Origin of the sequence: Curvibacter sp. CHRR-16 (assembly GCF_018474005.1) — a bacterium.
In the GTDB taxonomy this organism is placed as follows: Bacteria; Pseudomonadota; Gammaproteobacteria; order Burkholderiales; family Burkholderiaceae_C; genus Allorhodoferax.
Window position 1 is genome coordinate 205228 of sequence record NZ_JAHCSH010000002.1, and the last position, 22636, is coordinate 227863.

The window sequence follows — 22636 nt, forward strand, 5'->3', positions numbered from 1 at the left end:
AGGCACGATTCGGGGTGTAGCTTAGCCTGGTAGAGCGCTACGTTCGGGACGTAGAGGCCGGAGGTTCGAATCCTCTCACCCCGACCACGAAAGCTGTCACACCATGAAAATTGCTATTGCAGGAACAGGCTATGTCGGCCTGTCCAACGCCGTCTTGCTGGCCCAGCACCATGAAGTGGTTGCGCTGGACATCATTCCCGAAAAAGTAGCTTTGCTCAATGCACGCAAAAGCCCCATTGAAGATGCCGAACTGCAAGACTATCTGAGCACAAAGTCGCTGCAACTCAAAGCCACTACAGACAAGGCAGAGGCTTACCGCGGGGCAGATTACGTAGTCATTGCCACCCCCACCAATTACGACGAAACCACCAACTACTTCGACACCAGCAGCATTGAAGCCGTGGTGGCCGATGTCATGCAGCACGCCCCCAACGCGGTGATGGTGATTAAGAGCACCATCCCAGTGGGCTACACCGCCAAGCTGCGTGCCCAAACGGGTAGCTCCAACATCATCTTCAGCCCCGAGTTTTTGCGTGAAGGGCGAGCACTCTACGACAACTTGCACCCCAGCCGCATCGTCGTAGGTGAAGCCTCAGGCGAGGTCGGCAGCGAACGCGCCCAAACCTTTGCCAAATTGCTGCAGCAAGGGGCTATTAAGCAAAACGTCCCCGTGCTGCACACAGGCAGCACAGAGGCAGAAGCGATCAAGCTGTTTGCCAACACCTACTTGGCCATGCGCGTGGCCTACTTCAATGAACTGGACACCTACGCCGCAACCCATGGCCTGGACACCCGCCAGATCATTGACGGCGTGAGCTTGGATCCGCGCATTGGCAACCACTACAACAATCCCAGCTTTGGCTATGGAGGGTATTGCCTCCCCAAAGACACCAAACAACTGCTGGCCAACTACAACGATGTGCCGCAAAACATCATGCGCGCCATTGTCGATAGCAACTCCACCCGCAAAGACTTTTGCGCCTTCGACATCCTCAAACGCCAGCCCAAAGTGGTGGGCATCTACCGCTTGGTGATGAAAGCGGGCAGTGACAACTTCCGCAGCAGCAGCATCCAAGGCATCATGAAGCGCATCAAGGCCAAAGGTGTGGAAGTCATCGTCTACGAACCAGCACTGAAAGAAGACAGCTTCTTCAACAGCCGTGTGGTGCGCGATTTGGAAGCCTTCAAACGCGAGGCCGATGTCATCGTTGCCAACCGCAAAACCGACGTTTTGGACGATGTGCAGAACAAGGTCTACACCCGCGACTTATTCGGCCAAGACTGAATATTGGCTGCGGGGATTTTTTATCCCCGCAGCATGTGCCCAAAGTTGTGAATATCTTTTGGGAAAAGGCGGGAAAGCCTTATTCCATGCGGGTTCCACTGGCATGCCTCATTTTTCATCAATGCCAAACAATGCCCCCTGTTCACGCAGGGCATCACGCAGTAAACGAAACGCAGGGCCTTGCAGCGCATTTTTCCGCCAAGCCACCACAGCAGGGAAATCCGGCATGCGATCGCGCCCCTCCCAACCATTCAAAGACAGCTGAACCAAGCGTCCGGCAGCTATGTCATCGGCCACCATGTGGATCGGCATACTGCCCCAGCCAGTTCCAGCCAGCAACAAATCACGCTTGGCATTCAAGTCGGTCACGTGCCAAGCATCCAATGAGTGAACCCCATAGTCTTGGCTACGCGCAGTAGCATTGGCAGCCATCCAGACCAACTGCATGTAGCCACGCAAAGACTCCAGTTCAATAGGCGCTGGCAGTTGCACCAGTGGGTGGGTAGGGGCGGCGACCGCCACCAACTGGCACTCCAGCCAATGCACCGACTCCATCTCCGAACTGAATGCATTCACTTGGGGAATCAGGCCCAATTCGGCTTGGCCTGACTGAATCATCGCAAGCGAATCATCAAACGAAGCCGCGACCACCAAACGCACACGCACCAGTGGATAGCGTTGGTGTAGCTGGGCCAGTGCTTTTGCAGCCGGTGGCAAAGGCACGAAGTTATTGACCACCAGCGTCAAGTTGGCTTCCAACCCCGCCGAGATACTGCCTGCGTGCTGCCCCACTGCCTCCACATCCAGCAGCACACGCCGCACCCTGGGCAACAAAGCGCGCCCCGCATCGGTCAAGGTGGGCCTGTAAGCAGAGCGATCAAACAGGACCAAACCACACTGCTCCTCCAGCCCCTTGATGGCATAGGTGATAGCAGATTGCGCACGGTTGAGTCGCCTTGCTGCTGCCGCAAAGCCGCCCTCATCCACGACGGTAATGAAGACCACAAACTGATCCAAGCTGAAATGGTGTTTGAACATTGTCTATCTACTTATTAGATTGAATTATTCAAAAAAAAGGACTTCTCATGCATATTTTAAAAATGAACAATACAAACCTCATCAACCGCTTTTGGAGATTCACATGACCACCACTACTTTTTCCGCTCCCTCTGCTAGCAAAGGCCTGCGCATTGGCCTCTGGGTTGTACAAGCCCTGCTTGCATTGCTCTACGTTTACTCAGGCCTGACCAAATTCTTCACCCCCATTCCAGAGCTGTCCCAAATGATGCCTTGGACTGGCGCAGTTCCTGAAGGTTTTGTTCGCTTTATCGGCATTGTGGACTTCGCCGCTGGCTTGGGCTTTGTGCTGCCTGCATTGACTCGCATCCAACCACAACTGACTCCTTTGGCCGCCTTGGGTTCTACCGTCCTGCAAATTTTGGCTTTCTCGTTCCACTCCTATCGTGGTGAATTCATGGTTGTGCCCATGAACATCGTCATCTTGGCAGGTTCCATCTTTGTGCTGTGGGGCCGTTACAAGAAAGCACCGATCCAAGCCCGCTAAGCCTTGCAAACCACTCCGTCTGACAGGAACTCCATGATCAACATGACTCGACAACCTGCAATTTTCCTGTCTCACGGAGGCGGGCCCTGCTTCTGGATGGATTACCCTCCACCCATTGGGCGCCATGGGTTTGACCTATTGCGCCAACACCTCAGCAAATTGCTGGCCACTCTCCCAACGCGCCCAGACGCCATCGTCCTGTGCAGCGCCCATTGGGAAGAGCCCACTTTCACGGTCAGCACAGCAAACCAACCCGGTATGCTGTTTGACTACTACGGCTTCCCCCCCCATACCTACCAGCTGAACTACCCAGCCCCCGGTCATCCAACGCTGGCTAAGCAAATTCTGCAAACCCTTGCCGATGCAGACATTCCCAGCCTGAGCAACACCAGTCGGGGCTATGACCACGGTGTATTTGTCCCCATGCTGATCGTCGATCCTGCCACCGACATCCCAGTGGTGATGGTCTCCATCCAAAACAACATGGACGTACACGAGCACTATCGGCTAGGTCAAGCGCTTGCCACACTGCGTGAGCAGAACATCCTTGTCATGGGTTCCGGCAACATCTGGCACGGCCCACTCATGCGCGAAGAATTACGTGCCCCCAGTATGGCATTCAACGCATGGCTGGCCCAAGCCATGGCTATCCCCTCCAGCCCAGAGCGCTTGGAGCAATTACGCCAGTGGCACACGGCCCCATACGCCAACATGGCACATCCACACCCAGACCACCTCATGCCCGCTATCGTGATCGCCGGCGCAGGAGCCGACGATCCGGGCACCATGATTTTCCAAGACGTTATCGGCGGCGTCTGCATTGCCAGTTATCGCTTTGGTTAGTGCCACAAAATTACCCCCACAGCATGTGCCCAAAGTTGTGAATATCTTTTGGGAAAAGCCGGGAAAGCCTTATTCCATGCGGGTTCCACTGGAGTGCCTTCTTTTTAATCAATCCAGCACTACGGTGGTTGCTAGCCCTCAAGCGTGCCGTGAAAACGATGCTGACTGGCACCTGCACAGACCACCCCGTATGCAAGCGCCCACATAGAGAGGTTGTCGCGTGGCGACAAACAGGCTGAGACAATGCGCCAACGCATCGACCAGCTATAAGGCTCCGCCATGACCAGCAACCCCACCTCCACCTCTGCCTTGCGGGTACCGGGCTACCGTGCCCATATGGCCACCTACTTTGTGGCCATGCTGGCCGACAACACCGAGCACGTCATCAGCTACTGGATGATGTACCAAAAGTTTGAATCCTCCGCCTTGGCTGGCTTTGCCGTCATAGCCCACTGGCTACCCCCACTGGTACTGGGCGTATATGCCGGTGCACTGGCCGATCGCTTTGATCCACGCCGCCTCATCCAAATCGGCATGCTGCTGTTTATGGCCGCCTCCATTGGCTGGGGCTATTTTTTCGTGACAGACACACTGCAAATGTGGCACGCCATGGCGCTGCTGGTCATCCATGGCTTGGCTGGGGTTTTTTGGCAAACACCCAGCCAGCTACTGGTACACGACATCGTGAACCGAGACCAACTGCCCAGTGCAGTGCGCATGAACGCGACCGCCCGCACGCTGGGTCTGCTGGTAGGCCCCGCACTGGGTGCCGGGCTTATGCTCACGGCAGGCCCCATAGCGGGTATTTTTATCAATGCGCTGCTGTACCTGCCCGTTATCTTGTGGCTATGGAAAGCACCCTACGGCCCGCGTTTTCGCGCAGCCGCTGCAGGTATAGCGGGTGTGGCTAGCGCTGTAGCAGCTACACCAACACGTGCAGTGCGTGGTTTTTCTGACGTATGGCGCACCCTGCGCGATGTGGCCCAGCACCCCCTGCTCTCTAGCATGCTCATACTCTCGGCTACCGCCTCGTTTTGCATAGGCAACAGCTACCAAGCCCAAATGCCCCACTTCGCCATGGACTTGGGCCATGGTGACCCCGGCGTCTCCTACAGCGCACTACTGGCTGCAGACGCTGCAGGAGCCCTGTTTGCAGGTCTATTGCTGGAGCGATTTAACCTGCTCAAGCCCCACCCCCGCACCGCCATTTGGCTGGCCATGGGGTGGTGCTTCACTTTGGGCAGCTTCGCCCTCATGCCCTACTACCCCGTCGCCTTGGTGCTGTTATTTGCTGCTGGCATGTGTGAGCTGTCGTTCAATAGCATTAACCAAGCGCTGGTGCAGCTCAACGCTCCCAGCGACATGCGTGGCCGCATCATTGGCTTGTTCAACATGGCGTCTCTCGGGCTGCGCACCTTCAGCGGCTTTACCGTGGGCCTGCTAGGCAGCGCTATTGGCGTGCACTGGTCGCTGAGCCTTGCGGCCGTGCTGGCGTTTACCGTACTCATGGTCTTGCAGCACCGCGTCGGCCGTGCCGCAACCCTTACATCACCCCACTAGGAGCACCACTATGACTGATGCAAGCCCTCGCATCGCTATACGCGACTTTGCCAAGGCAGCCCCCGGCGTCATACCCGCTATGACCGAGCTGGCCAAAGCCATAGATGCATCCGGTCTGGATAAATCTTTGGGCGAACTGCTCAAAATTCGAGCATCGCAAATCAACGGCTGCGCCTACTGTCTGCAATACCACCTGCTGGTAGCGCACAAGCTGGATATCCCCGCTATCAAGATAGACCTGGTGGCCGCGTGGCACGACAGCCCTGTGTACACCCCACGGGAGCGCGCCGCGCTGGCTTGGACTGAAGTGCTCACCGCCATGTCCACCCGCCCTGACACCGATAGCGCCTACCAAGCCCTGCAAGAGCAATTCTCCCCCACCGAAATAGCCAACCTGACAACGGCCATAGCCCAGATCAATGCGTGGAACCGCATTGCAGGCAGCCTGCACTTTGCACCCGATATTCCTGCGACCCACACAGCCCCCAGCACCTGATGCCACGGCACACCCCATCCATCACTGCGCTGCGCACTGCAGGCTGTGTTAGCACCCTTGCTGTCTGCCTGCTGCTGGCGGCATGCGGCAGCACGCCCCGCGCACCCAATGCCGACAGCAGCGAGACCGTGCCGCAAGCCGAGCCACTCAACCCCTACGCCAACCGCCCTTACACCGTGCTGGGCAAAAACTACACCCCGCTGTCCAGCGGCTCAGGCTACAAAGCCACGGGCACCGCCAGCTGGTACGGCAAGCAGTTTCACGGCAAAAAAACATCCTCTGGCGAACGCTTTGACATGAACGCCCTGTCCGCCGCCCACACCGTGCTGCCCATCCCCTCATACGCCCGCGTGACCAACTTGGCCAACGGCAAATCGGTGGTGGTGCGCGTCAACGACCGGGGGCCGTTTCATGCCGGACGCATCATCGACCTGTCTTACGCCGCCGCCCAAAAGCTGGACATGACCGCCAGCGGCATGGCACAGGTGCAGGTAGAAAGCTTGGTGGCTGGTGCCCCGCTGCCCACCACCACGGTGGCCAAGAGCACCAGTTCGTCATCCAGCGCTTCTCCCAGCCCAGCTCCCAGCAACATTGGCGGCACACCGCCACCCAGCTTTACGCCCTATAGCGGTGACAAAGGCTACTTTGTCCAGCTCGGCTCATTTGGCAATGCAGACAACGCCGAAACCCTGCGCCTGCACATGGCCCGCGAGCTGGAATGGCTGGCCCCCAAACTGCGCATAGAAAACGCCGCTAGCAACCAGCGCGTGCAGGTAGGCCCCTTTATCAACCGCACCGAAGCCGAGGCCGTAGCCAAACGCATAGGCGAAGAAATGGATGTGGCCAAACCCATAGTGGTCAGCCGCTAAGCACCGCACACCCCCACGATATGAGCTCAGACAACCAAATCATCATCCCCGACGCCTTCTTGGCGCTCTACACCGACCCGCTACGCCACCGCCTGACCACCAGCAAAGAAGACGTGGCGCAGCGCTACGAGTTGTGCGAAGACCTGGCCAACCTCATGACCGAGCAAGCCGCCCACATCCAGTTCAAAACCGGATGCCAAGAGACCGACGTGCTGGAACAACTGCGCCTGGGTCTACTCAACCCCGACAGCGGCGTGACCGAAGCAGAAGGCCACTGGGTGGTGGGGCGTGTGGGGGAGTTGCTGGGGTGGAATGGGACGCGGGTAGGCTAGCTCTCGAATTGCCTTTGCATCACGTCACACGCCGCCGTGAACAATCCGAATTCGTTCGTCGCGGTTTGGCTGCCATTGCCCGGTCTGAAGAAGCAGCTGACTGGATTCCAGCGTAAACGGTCATTGCAAAATTAGAAGCCAAAGTAGCTGCCGCAAAGCAGATACCAACCCCTTTGTGCGGGAACTGATCATCCCCTTTGGTGAAACTGGCTACGTTGTTCTCTTTGAAATCAAAGCATCCAATCGCGTGCACATCGGTGCCGTTAGACACCAACGAGAGAGCGATTACCACTAACTCCTGTGGCAAAAGAAAAAGGACTTGCGATCACTCGCAAGTCCTTCTGTGTTTTTGGTAGGGCGTGGCGGACTTGAACCGACGACCAAAGGATTATGAGTCCTCTGCTCTAACCAACTGAGCTAACGCCCCAACCGAAGCCATAGATTGTAGCTGGATAGAAGCGCCTCCATAATCTCCCAGCGCCTTGGCGATGCCAACAAACCACCTTTCATGGGAGTGACTGCTATGAGCTTGCTGAACGACATCAAAAAACTCATCCAAGGCAGCACGTCCAACTACCAGCACCACGAAGATTTGCTGACCTCGCTGCTGGTCATGGCATGGATGGTGGAAGCACGCGATGCCTACACCGGCGGGCACTTGTGGCGCGTGTCGCAGTTTGCCCAGTTGCTGGCCACCCGTGCGGGCCTGCCCAGCAAGGATGTGGCGCGCATCACCATTGGCGCTTTTCTGCACGACTTGGGCAAGGTGAGCGTGCCCGACCACATTCTGGGCAAAAAAGACCGCCTGACCGACGAGGAATACGCGGTCATCAAAACCCACCCCGAAATTGGCTGGCGCATGCTGGCTGGCCACCCACTGGCGCAGTTGGCCGAACAGTCCATACGCGCCCACCACGAAACCCCCAACGGTCAAGGCTATCCACGTGGCTTGAGCGGTGATGAAATCGCCATAGACGCCCGCATAGTGGGCATTTGCGATGCGTTTGATGCCATGACCAGCACACGCCCGTACCGCTCAGGCATGCCCACCAGCAAGGCGCTGGGCATCATTCGGGAGAACTTGGGCAGCCAGTTCGACCCAGCACTGGGGAAGTTGTTTATTCACATGGGGGAAGCCGGCGAGCTCAACCACATCGTGGGGCACAGCGATGCAGGCATACCACTGCTCTCGTGCTTGATGTGTGGCCCTGTCATCACCAGACCGCGCTCACTGTCAGTGGGCATGCATGTGTACTGCCCTTCTTGCACGGGCGAGTACGAAACGCAGACCGAGGGGGGTAAAGGCCTCTTGCGAATCACCCCAACCGACAAAAAAGGGCGTCCTGAGGATCTCACCCCTCAAGTCGATCACGATGTGATTCGCGACATGGTGCGCGCTACGGCTCGCACTTTATTGGGCTGATTCCACTGCGTTGCGCCGGTGGATCGCTGCACCGCTACTTCTGGCTCAGCGCGTTGCTCACCAGTTTGGATGTAATGTCCACGATCTGGATCATGCGGTCATACGCCATGCGGGTGGGGCCAATCACACCCAGCGTGCCGACCACTTTGCCGTCCACCTCATAGGTGGTGCTGACCACCGAGAGTTCTTCCACGGGCACCACTTGGCTTTCGCCGCCAATGTAGATGCGCACGCCATCGGCCTGACCGGTGACTTCCAGCAGGCGCATGAGCTGGGCTTTTTGCTCGAACAATTCAAAGGCGCGGCGCAGTTGGCCCATGTCGCTGGAAAAGTCACTCACGCTCAGCAGGTTGCGCTCGCCCGATATCACCACCTCGTCTTGCGCTTCTTGCAGCGCGTCTGAGCTGACGTTGACCGCCTGCTGCATGAGCGCGGCAATCTCGGTGCGCAGGCTATCCACCTCGGCGCGCAGGCGCTGGCGCACGGTTTCTATGTCCAGCCCTAGGTAGTGGTGGTTGAGGAAGTTGGCCGCCTCCACCAATTGGGACTGGGTGTAGTCCGCTTCGGTAATGAGCACGCGGTTTTGTACATCGCCCTCGGGCGAGACGATGATGACCAGCACGCGCCGCGCTGACAGGCGCAAAAACTCGATATGCCGAAACACCGAACTGCGCTTGGGTGACACCACCACGCCCACAAACTGCGACAGGTTGGAGAGCAAGTGCGCAGCGTTGGTCAGCACCTTTTGTGGCTGGTCTGGCTGCAGGGTTTGGGGCGAGGCAATGTGCGGGCTTTGCACCGTGAGCATGGTGTCCACAAACAAGCGGTAGCCGCGTGCGGTGGGTATGCGCCCGGCCGAAGTGTGGGGGCTTGCAATGAGGCCGAGGTCTTCCAAATCGGCCATCACATTGCGGATGGTGGCAGGCGACAGCTCCAAGCCCGACTCTTTGGACAGCGTGCGGCTACCCACGGGTTGCCCGTCGGCAATGTAGCGCTCCACCAGCGCCTTCAAAAGCATCTTGGAACGGTCGTCAAGCATGAGGGCATTTTAGAGGGCTATTTAGTGTCTAATTTAAGCCATGTTGACCCAATTCAAGCACGTGGCGTTGTTTGGCAAGCACCACCCCAGCCCCAGCATTGCGCCCAGTATGCGCAAAACGCTGGACGAAATCGCCCATTTCCTCATGGACCAAGGCTGCGAGGTGGTGGTGGATGCCGACACCGCCAGCAACACAGGCCTCACTGGCTACCCCGCGCTCGACGTGAGCACCATTGGCAGCCACTGCGACTTAGGTCTGGTGGTAGGGGGCGACGGCACCATGCTGGGCATAGGCCGCCAAATGGCCCAGTACGGGGTGCCGCTCATTGGCATCAACTCGGGGCGCTTGGGCTTTATTACCGACATTGCGCTGGACCAATACCCCAATACGCTGGGCCCCATGCTGGCCGGGCAGTACGAGGTGGACGAGCGCTGGCTCATGCAAGCACGCGTGATGCGCGATGGCCACTGCGTGTTCCAAGCCGCTGCGCTCAACGACGTGGTGGTGTACCGCGGCGGCGTGTCCGGCTTGGTGGAGCTGCGCGTGGAAGTGGACGGCCACTTTGTGGCCAACCAGCGGGCTGATGGGCTGATTGTCTCCACCCCCACCGGGGCCACGGCCTATGCGCTGTCGGCTGGCGGGCCGCTCTTGCACCCCAGCATAGAGGGCTGGGTGATGGTGCCCATTGCCCCGCATACTTTGTCCAATCGGCCCATAGTGCTTGCCAATACTGCTCATATTGCTATCGAAATCGTAGCAGGCAAAGATGCCAGCGCGAACTTTGACATGCAAAGCCTCTCGGCCCTGCTGCCCGGCGACCGGGTGGAAGTAACCCGCTCGGCGCACCGGGTTCGCTTTCTGCACCCACGCGGGTGGACGTACTTTGATACGCTGCGCCAAAAAATGCATTGGAACGAAGGAGCCGCTTAAACCATGGCGCTACGCAGAATCGTTTTGCGCGACTTTGTCATCGTGCGCGAGTTGGAGCTGGATTTGCACAGCGGGTTTTCTGTGCTCACGGGCGAGACGGGCGCGGGCAAGTCCATCCTGATCGACGCGCTGCAACTCGTGACCGGAGCCCGCGCCGATGTGGGCGCCATCCGCGAAGGCGCTAGCCGCACCGAAGTGAGCGCCGAGTTTGACTGCCCCGCCACGCTCAGCGAACTGCACACGTGGCTGCAAGAAGCGGGCTTTGACGACGCCAACAACACCGAAAACACTACCCTGCTGCTGCGCCGCACCGTGGACACCCAAGGCAAAAGCCGTGGCTGGATCAACGGCAGCCCCGCCACGGCCCAACAACTGCGTGCGGTGGGCGAACAACTGCTGGACATCCACGGCCAGCACGCCTGGCAAAGCCTGACCCGGCCCGACGCCGTGCGCGCCCTGCTGGACGCCTACGCCCAAGTGAACACCCGCACCTTGGGCCAACTGTGGGCCGACTGGCGCCAAACCCAACAAGCGCTGGAGCAAGCCCGTTCCGCCCAAGACAACCTGCAGCGCGAACGCGAGCGACTGCAATGGCAGATAGGCGAGCTGGACAAACTGGCCCCCAGCGCCGACGAATGGCCCGAGCTGAACACCCAGCACACCCGCTTGGCCCACGCCCAAAGCCTGCTGGATGCCGCCCAACACGTGACCCAAGCACTGGAAGAAGACGACAGCAACGCGCTCTCCGCCCTGCACGCCGCCGCCCAAGCCCTGCAAGCGCAGGTGCACCTAGAGAGCGAATTCCAAGCACCTCTGGAGCTGCTGCAGTCCTCCATAGCCCAGGTGGAAGACGTGGTGCACACCCTGCGCAGCTACAGCCGCCACACCGAACTAGACCCCGACCGCTTGGCCGAGCTGGACGAGCGCATGGGCCTGTGGATGGGCTTGGCCCGCCGCTACAAACGCCCGCCCGAAGAACTGCCCGCCCTGTGGCAAGGCTGGAAAGACGAGCTGGCCGAGCTAGACGCCGCCGCCGACCTGGAAGCGCTAGAGGCCCGCGAAGCCCGCAGCCGCAGTGCGTTTGAGCGCGAGGCGCTACAAATTTCGAAGCAGCGCAAGCAAGCTGGACGTGCTCTGCAGGCCAAAATCACCTCTGCCATGCAAGACTTGGGCATGCAAGGCGGGCGCTTTGAAGTCGCCATCAGCCCCCTGCCCCAGCCACAGCAAAGCGGGCTGGACGATGTGCAGTTTTTGGTGGCTGGCCACGCTGGCAGCAGCCCGCGCCCGGTGGGCAAAGTGGCCTCGGGCGGCGAGCTATCGCGCATCGCGCTGGCCATTGCCGTCACCACCAGCCAGCTGGGCACGGCGCAAACCCTCATATTCGACGAAGTGGACTCCGGCGTCGGCGGTGCCGTGGCCGAGACCGTGGGCCGCCTCATGCAGCGCCTGGGCCAAGACCGCCAAGTGCTGGCCGTGACCCACCTGCCCCAAGTGGCCGCCTGTGCCCACCACCACCTGCTGGTGGCCAAGCAGCAAGACGACGGCCACACCCACAGCAGCGTGCGCTTGGTCGCTGGCGACGAGCGGGTGGATGAAATCGCCCGCATGCTGGGTGGCGAAAAACGTTCCGCCACCACCGTGGCCCACGCGCGGGAGATGCTGCATGGAATGGTCTGACCTGGAAATCGTCGTCATCACCGGCATGTCCGGCTCGGGCAAGTCGGTCGCGCTCAACGCGCTGGAAGACGCGGGCTACTACTGCGTGGACAACCTGCCACCCGAGCTGCTGCGCCAGTTTGCCGAACTGGTGCGCCAAAACGGCATGACGCGCATCGCCATCGCCATGGACGTGCGCAGCGCCTCCGCCCTGCCCCAGCTACCCGGCCTGCTGCGCGTGGCACAGCAAATGGGCGTGGTGGTCAAACCCCTGTTTCTGGACGCCACCACCGACACGCTGGTGCGCCGCTACTCCGAGTCGCGCCGCAAGCACCCGCTGTCTGGCCAAGTCACCCAGACGGCCGACGGCAATGCCCAAGACGAACGCCGCGCGCTGGTAGATGCCATCGAGCTGGAACGCGAACTGCTGGGCCAGTTGCGCGAGCTGTCGCACGTCATCGACAGCAGCCTGATACGCCCTGCCCAGCTACAAAGCTATGTCAAAACCCTCATCGCCGCGCCTGGCGGGCAACTGACGCTGGTGTTCGAGTCCTTCGCCTTCAAACGCGGCATCCCCAGCGACGCCGACTTTGTGTTTGACGTGCGCATGCTGCCCAACCCGCACTACGAACACGCCCTGCGCGAGCTGACCGGCATGGACGCCCCCGTGGCCGACTACCTGCGCCAGCAAGCCAGCGTGCTGCAGATGCAAGAGCAGATAAGCCAGTTCCTGCACAGCTGGCTGGACACCTTGGTGCGCGACCACCGCAGCTACGTGACAGTCGCCATAGGCTGCACCGGCGGTCAACACCGATCCGTGTACCTAGTGGAGCAGCTATACGCCCACTTTCACCCCAAATGGAACACGCTCAAACGGCATCGGGAGATGGATGCAATAAAACAGCACTGAAATACAATCATGTTTTCTTAACAAAAAGAAACATGAAAAACCATATTGCAACAATTTTTGCCATTTCCGTTCTTGCTGCATGCGGTGGAGGCGGTGACTCTTCTTCTAGCAGCGGCACCGACAACGTCTCTAAATACGTTGGCACGTGGAAGACTGCATGCTGGACAAGCAGCATCTACAAAGACACCAGCAATTCAAACGCAAGTGCGTACCTGACCAGAACTTTTGTTATCAGCAAGGCCAGCAACTCCAAGCTATCCGTCAGTGTCACTGATACTGTTTATGCATCGACCGACACCGGCTGCACAGGAAGCGTAGAAGCAACGATCACTCGAACCGGGCAAAACACTGGCACTTTTACCTCCAACAGCACAAGCATTACCAGCAGCTTAGGGGAAAACTCATTTACCTATGCAGGCGTAGCCAGCATCACTGGAGCTAGCGGGGCTGACAATTTTGATGTCGTAAGCGCCGCTTTGTCTTCCACCAGCAATGCAACATTCACCGTAGGCAACATCAGCCTCAACAGCTCTGACTTCACTGGTGGTAGTGCCAAAACAGCTTTGTATCTGAGCGGTTCCACACTCCAGCTAGGCCAGTCCACTGGAAATACCAACTACCCAACAGCACTCAATACAACAGCAAGCGCCATCTTTACCAAGCAATAAGCCACGAATGCTTACCCCTGCTCCAGCAGCTTCCTCACCGGCGCAGGCAGCCCCAGCGCAGGCCAGTCGCTAGCAGCCACCCAAGCGCCCTCGCACTGCGGCGCTTGGCCTGCTGGTAGCACCACCTGCAGGGGGTGCAGGTACAGGTCACGGTGGGTGAGTACGTGTTTGACCACGGGCAGCGCCTGCACCTGCTGGCGCTGCGCGGCGGGTAGGCAGGCCAGGGCAGATGCTTCGTCACCCCACATGGGCAGGCAGTGCAGGCCGGCCCATACGCCACGGCTGGGGCGTTTGTGCAGCCAGACTGCGCTTTTTTCATGCGTTGCGCCACCCTCGCCTTGCTGCGCCCACAGCACCCACCACTGCTGGGCGCTGCGTTGCAGTTTGCGGGTTTGGATGGGAAAGTCCGTCGCCCTGCCCTGCGCTCTGGCTTGGCAGTGCATTTGCACGGGGCACAGCAGGCACTGCGGCTGGCGCACGCTGCACAGGCTGGCGCCCAGGTCCATCATGCCTTGGGTGTAGGCGGGCATGTCGGCAGCCGTAGCGGGCAGCAGGGTATCGGCAGCAGTCCACAGGTCGCGCACGGCTTTGGCTTGGGCCAGGTCTTGCTCCCACGCCAGCACGCGGCTGAGCACGCGTTTCACATTCGCATCCAGTATGGACACACGCTCGCCAAAGCACACGGACGTGATAGCCGCTGCGGTGGAGCGGCCTATGCCGGGCAAGGTGGCCAGCGTGGCGGCATCGCGCGGGAAAGTGCCGCCAAAGCGCTGCACCAGCTCTTGGGCGCAGCGGTGCAGGTTGCGGGCGCGGCTGTAGTAGCCCAACCCGCTCCACAGCCCCATGACGGTGTCTTCATCGGCTGCGGCCAAGTCCTGCACGGTGGGCAGGCGCTGCACGAAGCGGTCGAAGTAGCCCAGCACGGTAGCCACCTGGGTTTGCTGCAGCATGATTTCGGACAGCCACACGCGGTAGGGGTCACGCCCGGCTTGCCAAGGCAAGTGGTTGCGCCCGTGCACGCGCTGCCACTGCACAACGGCTTGTGCCAATGTGTCACTCATAAGGGAAATCAGCCTGTGTGGCCGGGTTGGCGCATCAGATAACTGGTGAGCTCTTGCAGCTTGGCATCGAGCTGGGCCAAGGTGCCCACTTGCTGCTGGATTTCAGCAATACGCTCTTGCAAGCCCCCTGCCGCTTGTTGGATGCGGTCTATGGCATCCATGCGGCGGGTGAAGTGGCGGCGGCGCTCGCGCAGCTGGGTGTCAATCTGCGATGCCGACGATTTGCTCCACACCTCCACCTCAGCCAAGGCGGTGTCGTACACGGCAGCTACGCGGGCGCGCAAAGCGCGCACCAAGCGCTCGGCAAACTCCAGCTGAGCCAGTTTGAGGGCATTGCCCAAGCTGAGGTATTGCAGGTGGGTGCGTTCCAATACGTCCAACTCGGCAATGAACCCCAGCAAGTCGGGAGACGGTGGCACTTGCAGTGCAAAACCGTACTCGGCATTGAGCTGTGTGAACGAGGCTTGCAGCATGTTGTGCAACTCTTCGAGCATGCCGTTGGCACGGTGGATATTGCCACGCAAGCGGTCAAAGGTGTCCCCATAGGAGCGCTTGATACCGAGCTTGAGGCCTTTTTGCTTGAGGCTCTGCGTCAGCGCGAGCATTTCTTTTTTCAAAGTCAGGCTGCTGAGCAGCTTGAAGATGTCGCGCATGAGTTTGAGGTGCACCGAACGCACGGCATGCACACGGGCGCTGCTTTGATCGAACTCGGCCTGCTCTTGGGCTATGCGGGCGCGCATCATGCGGATCACCCCGGCGTTTTTGCCTTTTAGGCTTTGCAGTTCTTGCTCTTGCTCGGTCAGGTCGAGTTGGCGAATGCGGATCAAGCGGGCCGTTTCGCCGCGCAGTTCGCCCACGCCTTGCGCCATGGCCGAACGCAGCACGCGCTGGCGGTTGTGCAGCAAATCGCGGCCCAGTTTTTCTTCGAGCAAGGGCAGGCCACTGCGTTGCAGCAAGTCAGCATCGTCGGACACTTTGGCGACCAAGCCTTTTTGGGCCGAAATAGCCACCACGCGCTCCAGCGGCAAGGCCAAAGTTTCGGCTACCGTGCTGCGCTGGCGGTCGATTTGGGCCTGTACTTGCGCAGGGGTACTCAGGGCATCCCACAGGGTGTCTATTTTGTTGAGCACCACCAAGCGGGCGTCGCTGTGCGTTTCGTCGGTGATGAGGTGTTCGCGCCAGATAGACAAGTCGGACTTGGTCACGCCGGTATCAGCCCCGAGCAAGAACACCACGGCTTGTGCTTGCGGTATCAGGCTCACGGTCAGTTCAGGCTCGGCACCAATGGCGTTGAGCCCTGGGGTATCCAAAATAACCAGCCCTTGCTTGAGCAGGGGGTGCGCCACGTTGATGAGCGCATGGCGCCAGCGTGGCACTTCGACCATGCCTTGGGCGTCAAGAATGGGGTTGTCTTCGGGCGACTCGGGGTTCCACAAACCCAGTGCTTGCGCTTCGGACTGGCTGACCTTGCGGGTTTCGGCCACTTTTTCAAAAGCCAGCGCGAGCTGCTGGGGGTTGTTCACATCCAGGTCTATGCGCTCCCAGCGGTCGGGGTTGAGGCGCCAGTCCATCAGCGTTTGCTGCTGCAAACGGGTCTCGATGGGCAACAGGCGCAAGCATGGGGGCAGCTCGGCATCGTAGCCCAGCTCGGTGGGGCACATGGTGGTGCGCCCGGCACTGGCGGGCATGATGCGGCGACCATAGCCGGCAAAGAACAAGGCGTTGATCAGCTCGGATTTGCCACGCGAGAACTCAGCCACAAAAGCAACCATGATCTTGTCTGATTGCATCTGGGTTTCCAGACGCAGCAAGCGGTCTTGCACAGCCTCGTCCAGCAGGTCGTGGTCTTTGAGCCAAGCTGCCAATAGGCGCAGGCGCAACGCGAACTCGCGGCGCCATTGCCCGTGCTGATCGAGCTGCTCATTGAACGACATGTGTACTTACCTCTTTGTTTTTAGCGGGCCAATATAGCACCGCCCCTTGCAACTACTTGACCAGTCTAGGGTTTTTGACAAATTGGGCAATAGAAAGTGGAGCGTTGCCCCTGCCGAATACGGCGTATGGGTGTGGCACAAATGCGACAAGGATGGCCTTCCTTGTCGTACACCATGGTGTGCAGTTGGAAATACCCCGGTTCGCCGTGGGCATCCACAAAGTCGCGCAAGCTACTCCCGCCCGATGCCACAGCAGCGGCCAATATCTGCCTGATAGCGGCGTGCAAACGGGTGGCACGTGGCAGGCTCACGCGGTTGGCCGCTGTAGCAGGGCGTATGCCAGCGTGAAACAGGGCTTCGCTGGCGTAGATATTGCCCACGCCCACCACCACATCGCCCGCCAGTAGCACTTGCTTGATGGGGGCTCGCCGCTCGCGCAGACCTTGGTGCAACACCGCGGGCGTAAAGCCATCTTCCAGGGGTTCAACGCCCAAGTTTTGCAGCAGTTTGTGGGCCTGCGGGGCCGACTCGGACTCGGCATACACGACTGCGCCAAAGCGGCGCGGGTCATGCAGGCGCAGCACGCCACGGTCAGTGTGCAAATCCATGTGGTCGTGCGGGCCAGCCAGCTCCACGCGAGGCGCAAAGCGCAGGCTGCCGGACATGCCCAAGTGCATGAGCAAAAGGCCTTTATCCATGTCCAGCAACAGGTATTTGCCCCGACGGCGCACCTGCAGCACTTGCCGCCCAGCCAGCAAGGCCGGATCGCAACCCAAAGGCCAGCGCAGGGGTTTTCCCAGTTGCAGGCGCAGGATGCGTGCCCCGGCGATGCGCTGCGCAAAACTCAAACGGGTGACTTCTACTTCAGGTAATTCAGGCATGGACAACAAGCTCGGTGGTCGATGAATTATTATGGGCCGATGCACGCAACCAAACTCCTTGCATCTTGCCTAGCTGGCCTCAGCTTGGCCTTGGCCCAAGTCCCTGCCGCCCATGCGCAAGAGGCCGAGCCCATTGTCAACTCCGACCTCAGTGGCGAACTGTTTTACCAGCTCATACTGGCTGAAATGAGTGCCAACCAAGGGGACTTGGGCAATGCTTACAGCCTGATGCTCAATGCAGCACGCAAAGCCAACGATGCCAAGCTCTTTGAACGCTCTATTGCATTGGCTATCCAAGGCCGCAGTGGGGACTACGCACTGGACGCTGCACGCACTTGGTTACGTGCTCAACCGAACTCGCGTGAAGCCAACCGCTACGTATTGCAAATTTTGCTGGGCATGAACCGGGTGAGCGACAGTTTGGAGCCGCTCAAACGCGAATTGACCGAAGTAAGCGGTGACGAACGCCTAGACGCCATCAACCGCATACCGGGCTACTACGCCCGCGTCACCGACAAGGCCTTGGGCATTGCCATAGTGCAGCAAGCGCTGAGCGCTGATTTACAGGACAAACGCTACGGCCCCGCCGCTTGGGTAACGCTTGGGCTGATGCAACTCAACGCAGGCGACAAAGAAGCGCCTTGGGCTTCGGCCGATGCTGCACAAAAGCTCAACCCTGTGTCAGATGAACTGGCGGTATTGGCTCTCAACCTGATGGAATTGGACGATGCGCGGGCCAAAAGCTACCTCGCCGCGTACTGGCAAAGTCCTCAGGCCAAGGCCGATCTGCGCATGCTCTACGCACGCCGCCTGACACAATCCAATCAACTGGATGCTGCACTGGAACAAGCCATACTGACCACCCAACAAGCACCGCAGCAACATGAGCCATGGCTGCTGCGTGGCTCGCTGGAATGGCAAATGCAAAACGCAGACTCGGCGCAGGCCAGCCTGCAACAGTTCTTGCAACTAACAGAACCCGGTGAACCCGCCAGTCGCAATGCCCTGACGCCGCGCCAACGCAGCGAAGCCTATCTGTTGCTATCCCAAATCGCCCAAAGCCGTAAAGACTACGCAACGGCACTGAACTACGCCGATCAAGCCGATGCAGCCGAGGACGCCATGCGGGCCGGATCGCGCAAAGCACTGATACTGGCCGAGCAAGGCAAACTGCCTCAAGCGCGTGAGGCCTTGGAAGCCATCCCCGAAGAACGACCAGAAGATGCTCGTACCAAAGTCTCACTATTGGTATCGCTGTTGCGTGACAACGGGCAAGTCCAGCAAGCGTATGACGTGCTAAAAGACGCCGTTCAACGCTACCCCCAAGACGCCGAATTGCTGTACGACAAAGCCCTGCTGGCTGACCGTCTCGGCAAATACGATGCGATGGAGCATGACCTGCGCCGCGTCATAGAACTCAATCCCCAGTACCACCACGCCTACAACGCGCTGGGCTATTCGCTGGCTGAGCGCAATACCCGCTTGGGCGAGGCGCGCACCTTGGTACAAAAAGCCTTGGAATTAGCCCCCAACGACCCCTACATCATCGACAGCATGGCCTGGGTGGAATACCGCAGCGGCAACCTCAAGGCAGCCCAAACCTGGTTGGAAAAAGCCTATAGCTTGCGCACCGACACCGAAATTGCCGCCCATTTGGGCGAGGTGCTCTGGGTGCAAGGCCAGCACGAGCGGGCCAACCAAATCTGGGGCGAAGCCCTGCAACACAACCCCAACCACTCCGTGCTGCAGGAAACCATGCGTCGATTGCGCAAGAAACCATGACACCGCCCCTCTTTCGATTAGGCCAGCGCCTGCTGGCCTTTTTATTTGCTATATTTTTTATAGCAGGATGTGCGCACAGGACAAGCTCCAGCGGCCAAATTGACCCCCAATCCCCAACATGGGAAGGCCGCTTGTCCATCCACATCGCCAGCCAACCTCCGCAGTCGTTTTCATCGGGTTTTACCCTCCAAGGCCAAGCTGAACGCGGGGTACTCACCTTCTACACCCCACTGGGCAACACCGCTGCCGAACTGCAATGGGCCCCCGGACTGGCCCAATGGCAACAGGGCCGCGACCAGCGCCACTACCCCGATCTGTCCAGCCTGCTGATAGACGCCACTGGAGCCGACTTGCCTGTCGCCGCCCTGTTCGACTGGCTACAAGGTCAAGCCACTGCGGTAAGCCACTGGAGCGTGGACACCAGCCAGCTGGCCCAAGGCCGTCTGCGGGCTCAGCGCGAGGCAGCCAACGGACAACCTGCCGTCGATGTGCGGGTGGTGCTCGACCGATAATCGCGCCCCATGCAGTCTCTCCACGATATTCCAGCCCCGGCCAAACTCAATCTGTTTTTGCACATCACGGGCCGCCGCGCCGACGGCTATCACCTGCTGCAGTCAGTCTTCATGCTGATCGACTGGTGCGACACCTTGCATTTGGATTTGCGCACCGATGGCCAACTCAGCCGCGAGGATCTCACTACCCCGCTCCCCCCTGACGACTTGTGCCTGCGCGCGGCCCGCTTGCTGCAGCAGCACACGGGCTGCCGTTTTGGCGCCCACATTGGCATCGAAAAGCGCATCCCCGCCCAAGCTGGCATGGGCGGTGGCTCCTCCGATGCCGCCAGCGTGCTACTGGGGCTAAACCGCCTCTGGCAACTGGGCTTGAGCCGTGAGCAACTGTGCCAGCTCGGCGTGCAGCTAGGAGCCGATGTGCCCTTTTTCTTGGGCGGACATAACGCATGGGTAGAAGGCATTGGCGAACAACTGACTCCCATCACCCTGCCACCCGTGCATGCGGTAGTGGCCAAACCTGCAGCAGGGCTGGACACAAAATTAATTTTTTCTGATCCTTTTTTGTCCAGAGACACAAAACCTGCTATAGTTGCGGTCTTCGCTGATAGCGCTTCTTCACTAGATGCGCTGCGTTTCGGAAGAAACGATTTGCAAGCTGTAGCAGAGCGCTTGTGCCCCGATGTAAGCACCGCACTGCAATGGCTTGCCAGCAAAGGACTTGCTGGTCGAATGACTGGCTCTGGTAGTGCGGTGTTTGCGTTGTCGCCAACACCTGTGGATGTAAAAGATGCACCACCAGACTGGCAAGTTCGTTGTTGCAGCGGTTTGGGAGTCCATCCCCTTGTGGATTGGGCAACCAGCGACAGTTTATCGGTGGGTAGCAAGCAATAGTTTGCTGCCAACCAGTGTAGGGGAGTCGCCAAGTTGGTTAAGGCACTGGATTTTGATTCCAGCATGCGAAGGTTCGAATCCTTCTTCCCCTGCCAAATTGCCCATCGCCGGCAAATGGCCTTAGTGGCAAACACTTCGTAGATAAACAACCCCCATTTTTCGCTGGATCCCCAAGCATGCAGGCTGCAAACATTCCTCCTGACTTCATGATCTTCACTGGCAATGCCAACCCTGCCATGGCAGAAGGCATCGCCAAACACCTGGGCACCACCTTGGGTGACGCCACTGTAGGCCGCTTCTCTGACGGTGAAGTGACAGTGGAAATCAACCAAAACGTGCGCGCCCGCGACGTGTTTGTGGTGCAAAGCACTTGCGCACCTACCAACGACAACCTGATGGAGTTGTTGATCATGGTCGATGCTTTGAAGCGCGCATCGGCAGAGCGCATCAGCGCCGTGATCCCCTACTTCGGTTACGCCCGCCAAGACCGCCGCCCCCGCTCCACCCGTGTGCCTATCACGGCCAAAGTGGTGGCCAACATGTTGCAAGCCGTGGGGGTAGACCGTGTGCTGACCATGGATCTGCACGCTGACCAGATTCAAGGCTTCTTCGACATTCCCGTGGACAACATCTACGCCTCTCCCGTGCTGTTGGGGGACCTGCGTCAGAAGAATTACGAAGACCTGATCGTCGTCTCCCCCGACGTGGGTGGTGTGGTGCGTGCCCGTGCGCTGGCCAAGCAACTCGGTTGCGATCTGGCCATCATCGACAAGCGCCGCCCCAAGGCCAACGTGTCCGAAGTGATGCACGTGATCGGTGAAATCGAAGGCCGCAACTGCGTGATCATGGATGACATGATCGACACCGCAGGCACCTTGGTCAAAGCCGCTGAAGTGTTGAAAGACCGTGGTGCCAAAAACGTGTACGCCTACTGCACCCACCCCATCTTCTCCGGCCCCGCTATCGAGCGCATCGCCAGCGGCAACGCCTTGGATGAAGTCGTGGTGACCAACACCATTCCGCTCAGCCCTGCAGCAGCGCAGTGCAGCAAGATTCGCCAACTCTCCGTGGCCGGTTTGATTGGGGAAACCATCAACCGCATCGCCAACGGTGAGTCGGTCATGAGTTTGTTCTCCGACGCTTAATTGCAAGCGTTGGTTGGCAAAAGCCAGCAACCACCCGTTGTGGGTGGTTTGCTATTTGTAAAACTTGGGTATTACTGGTCGCGGTAAACCCACACTGGAGTTAGTTATGAAATTCGTCGCTTTTGAGCGTTCTAAGCAAGGTACGGGTGCGAGCCGCCGCCTGCGTATCACTGGCCGTACCCCCGGCATCGTGTACGGTTCTACATCGGCCCCCCAACTGATCGAACTCGATCACAACGCCTTGATGCAAGCCATCAAGAAGGAAGCGTTCCACTCTTCCATCCTAGAAATGGAATTGGCTGGCCAAACCACCAAAGTGCTGTTGCGTGATCTGCAAATGCACCCCTACAAGCAATTGGTGCTGCACATCGACTTCCAACGCGTGGATGCCAACACCAAGCTGCACATGAAGGTGCCACTGCACTTCAGCGGTCAAGAAAACTCGCCTGCTGTCAAGGCAGACGCTTGCATCGTGAACCACGTGGTCAACGAACTCGAGATCAACTGCTTGCCAGGCGATCTGCCTGAGTTCATCGCCGTCGATCTGTCCGGCTTGGTCAAGGGCAAGTCCCTGCACCTAGCTGACTTGACTCTGCCCAAGGGCGTGACCGTCGTGACCCACGGCAAACCCAACCCCGTGATCGTGTCCGTGGTGGAACCAGTGGAAGAAGTGATTGCAGCCCCTGTTGCTGCTCCTGCTGCTGACGCTAAGAAGGGCAAGGGCAAGAAGTAATCCTTTACTTCCAGTCTCTTCAAGACTCTTCCTCAAGAAGCAAAACGGCCCGCCTCGCGCGGGCCGTTTTGTTTTTCCACCACCACATACATCGCCCAGCGCATCGCATCGATGGCGTGGT

General features: G+C 59.2%; 22 protein-coding genes and 3 tRNA genes. 19 read left to right on the forward strand and 6 right to left on the reverse strand.

The genetic code is table 11. The features are described 5' to 3' along the window. Positions 1-10 precede the first annotated feature (10 nt). Positions 11-87, forward strand: a tRNA-Pro gene (locus tag KIK84_RS04485). Positions 88-103: 16 nt separating this feature from the next. Beyond that, entirely contained in the window at positions 104-1285 is a 1182-nt protein-coding gene (locus tag KIK84_RS04490; RefSeq protein ID WP_214121804.1) for a nucleotide sugar dehydrogenase, read from the forward strand. 108 nt (positions 1286-1393) lie between these two features. On the opposite strand, the gene KIK84_RS04495 is transcribed toward KIK84_RS04490, so the two are convergent. Next, positions 1394-2323 carry a LysR family transcriptional regulator gene (locus tag KIK84_RS04495; RefSeq protein ID WP_214121805.1) on the reverse strand — a complete coding sequence of 310 codons (930 nt, stop codon included), beginning with the start codon at positions 2321-2323 and terminating at the stop codon, positions 1394-1396. Between the two features lie 103 nt (positions 2324-2426). Here KIK84_RS04495 and KIK84_RS04500 point away from each other — a divergent pair, with 103 nt between their 5' ends. From KIK84_RS04500 to KIK84_RS04525, 6 genes are all read left to right on the forward strand, one after another. After that, positions 2427-2849 (forward strand): DoxX family protein, encoded by a 423-nt coding sequence (locus KIK84_RS04500; RefSeq protein WP_214121806.1) that lies wholly within the window; start codon positions 2427-2429, stop codon positions 2847-2849. A gap of 42 nt (positions 2850-2891) precedes the next feature. After that, positions 2892-3692 (forward strand): DODA-type extradiol aromatic ring-opening family dioxygenase, encoded by an 801-nt coding sequence (locus KIK84_RS04505; RefSeq protein WP_284150470.1) that lies wholly within the window; start codon positions 2892-2894, stop codon positions 3690-3692. A 279-nt stretch (positions 3693-3971) separates the two neighbouring features. Next, on the forward strand, positions 3972-5252 hold the full coding sequence (locus tag KIK84_RS04510; RefSeq protein WP_214121808.1) for an MFS transporter: 1281 nt from the start codon (positions 3972-3974) through the stop codon (positions 5250-5252). A 10-nt stretch (positions 5253-5262) separates the two neighbouring features. Continuing rightward, complete coding sequence (locus tag KIK84_RS04515) at positions 5263-5748, forward strand: carboxymuconolactone decarboxylase family protein (protein ID WP_214121809.1); 486 nt, start codon at positions 5263-5265, stop codon at positions 5746-5748. Then, positions 5748-6617: a septal ring lytic transglycosylase RlpA family protein gene (locus tag KIK84_RS04520; protein ID WP_214121810.1), complete on the forward strand. Its 870-nt coding sequence runs from the start codon at positions 5748-5750 to the stop codon at positions 6615-6617. The genes KIK84_RS04515 and KIK84_RS04520 overlap by 1 nt, the downstream gene beginning before the upstream one ends. A gap of 20 nt (positions 6618-6637) precedes the next feature. Continuing rightward, complete coding sequence (locus KIK84_RS04525; protein ID WP_214121811.1) at positions 6638-6949, forward strand: ATPase with chaperone activity; 312 nt, start codon at positions 6638-6640, stop codon at positions 6947-6949. A gap of 350 nt (positions 6950-7299) precedes the next feature. Here KIK84_RS04525 and KIK84_RS04530 read toward each other — a convergent pair. Beyond that, positions 7300-7376, reverse strand: a tRNA-Ile gene (locus KIK84_RS04530). Positions 7377-7472: 96 nt separating this feature from the next. Between KIK84_RS04530 and KIK84_RS04535 the strand changes: the two genes are divergently transcribed. Further along, complete coding sequence (locus KIK84_RS04535) at positions 7473-8372, forward strand: HD-GYP domain-containing protein (RefSeq protein ID WP_214121812.1); 900 nt, start codon at positions 7473-7475, stop codon at positions 8370-8372. A gap of 34 nt (positions 8373-8406) precedes the next feature. Here the strand turns inward: KIK84_RS04535 and hrcA are convergent, their stop codons facing one another. Next, positions 8407-9411, reverse strand: a complete 1005-nt coding sequence (gene hrcA, locus KIK84_RS04540) for a heat-inducible transcriptional repressor HrcA (RefSeq protein ID WP_214121813.1) — start codon at positions 9409-9411, stop codon at positions 8407-8409. Positions 9412-9451: 40 nt separating this feature from the next. Between hrcA and KIK84_RS04545 the strand changes: the two genes are divergently transcribed. The 4 genes from KIK84_RS04545 to KIK84_RS04560 are packed head-to-tail and all read left to right on the forward strand — an operon-like array spanning position 9452 to position 13576. Continuing rightward, positions 9452-10342, forward strand: a complete 891-nt coding sequence (locus KIK84_RS04545) for an NAD kinase (RefSeq protein ID WP_214121814.1) — start codon at positions 9452-9454, stop codon at positions 10340-10342. A gap of 3 nt (positions 10343-10345) precedes the next feature. Next, entirely contained in the window at positions 10346-12019 is a 1674-nt protein-coding gene (gene recN / locus KIK84_RS04550) for a DNA repair protein RecN (protein ID WP_214121816.1), read from the forward strand. Continuing rightward, the gene (gene rapZ / locus KIK84_RS04555; protein WP_214121817.1) at positions 12006-12908 is read left to right on the forward strand and encodes an RNase adapter RapZ; all 903 of its coding nucleotides are present in this window, start codon (positions 12006-12008) and stop codon (positions 12906-12908) included. Before recN ends, rapZ begins: the two co-directional genes overlap by 14 nt. Further along, positions 12857-13576: a hypothetical protein gene (locus KIK84_RS04560; protein WP_214121818.1), complete on the forward strand. Its 720-nt coding sequence runs from the start codon at positions 12857-12859 to the stop codon at positions 13574-13576. The genes rapZ and KIK84_RS04560 overlap by 52 nt, the downstream gene beginning before the upstream one ends. 11 nt (positions 13577-13587) lie before the next feature. On the opposite strand, the gene mutY is transcribed toward KIK84_RS04560, so the two are convergent. From mutY to mutM, 3 genes are all read right to left on the reverse strand, one after another. Then, positions 13588-14637, reverse strand: coding sequence for an A/G-specific adenine glycosylase (mutY, locus tag KIK84_RS04565; protein ID WP_214121819.1), 1050 nt, complete (start codon positions 14635-14637; stop codon positions 13588-13590). 8 nt (positions 14638-14645) lie between these two features. Then, positions 14646-16571, reverse strand: a complete 1926-nt coding sequence (locus KIK84_RS04570) for a dynamin family protein (RefSeq protein ID WP_214121820.1) — start codon at positions 16569-16571, stop codon at positions 14646-14648. Positions 16572-16636: 65 nt separating this feature from the next. Continuing rightward, positions 16637-17452, reverse strand: coding sequence for a bifunctional DNA-formamidopyrimidine glycosylase/DNA-(apurinic or apyrimidinic site) lyase (gene mutM / locus KIK84_RS04575; protein ID WP_214121822.1), 816 nt, complete (start codon positions 17450-17452; stop codon positions 16637-16639). A gap of 39 nt (positions 17453-17491) precedes the next feature. On the opposite strand from mutM, the gene KIK84_RS04580 reads away from it, so the two are divergent. The 6 genes from KIK84_RS04580 (at position 17492) to KIK84_RS04605 (ending at position 22515) form a co-directional block, all read left to right on the forward strand. Continuing rightward, complete coding sequence (locus KIK84_RS04580) at positions 17492-19234, forward strand: tetratricopeptide repeat protein (protein WP_214121823.1); 1743 nt, start codon at positions 17492-17494, stop codon at positions 19232-19234. Between the two features lie 131 nt (positions 19235-19365). Then, positions 19366-19746 carry a lipoprotein insertase outer membrane protein LolB gene (locus tag KIK84_RS04585; RefSeq protein ID WP_214121824.1) on the forward strand — a complete coding sequence of 127 codons (381 nt, stop codon included), beginning with the start codon at positions 19366-19368 and terminating at the stop codon, positions 19744-19746. Between the two features lie 9 nt (positions 19747-19755). Beyond that, the gene (ispE, locus tag KIK84_RS04590; protein ID WP_214121825.1) at positions 19756-20637 is read left to right on the forward strand and encodes a 4-(cytidine 5'-diphospho)-2-C-methyl-D-erythritol kinase; all 882 of its coding nucleotides are present in this window, start codon (positions 19756-19758) and stop codon (positions 20635-20637) included. A gap of 18 nt (positions 20638-20655) precedes the next feature. Further along, positions 20656-20732 (forward strand) — tRNA-Gln (locus tag KIK84_RS04595). 81 nt (positions 20733-20813) lie between these two features. Beyond that, positions 20814-21782 (forward strand): ribose-phosphate pyrophosphokinase, encoded by a 969-nt coding sequence (locus KIK84_RS04600; RefSeq protein ID WP_214121827.1) that lies wholly within the window; start codon positions 20814-20816, stop codon positions 21780-21782. A gap of 106 nt (positions 21783-21888) precedes the next feature. After that, positions 21889-22515 (forward strand): 50S ribosomal protein L25/general stress protein Ctc, encoded by a 627-nt coding sequence (locus KIK84_RS04605; protein ID WP_214121828.1) that lies wholly within the window; start codon positions 21889-21891, stop codon positions 22513-22515. Positions 22516-22636 lie beyond the last annotated feature (121 nt).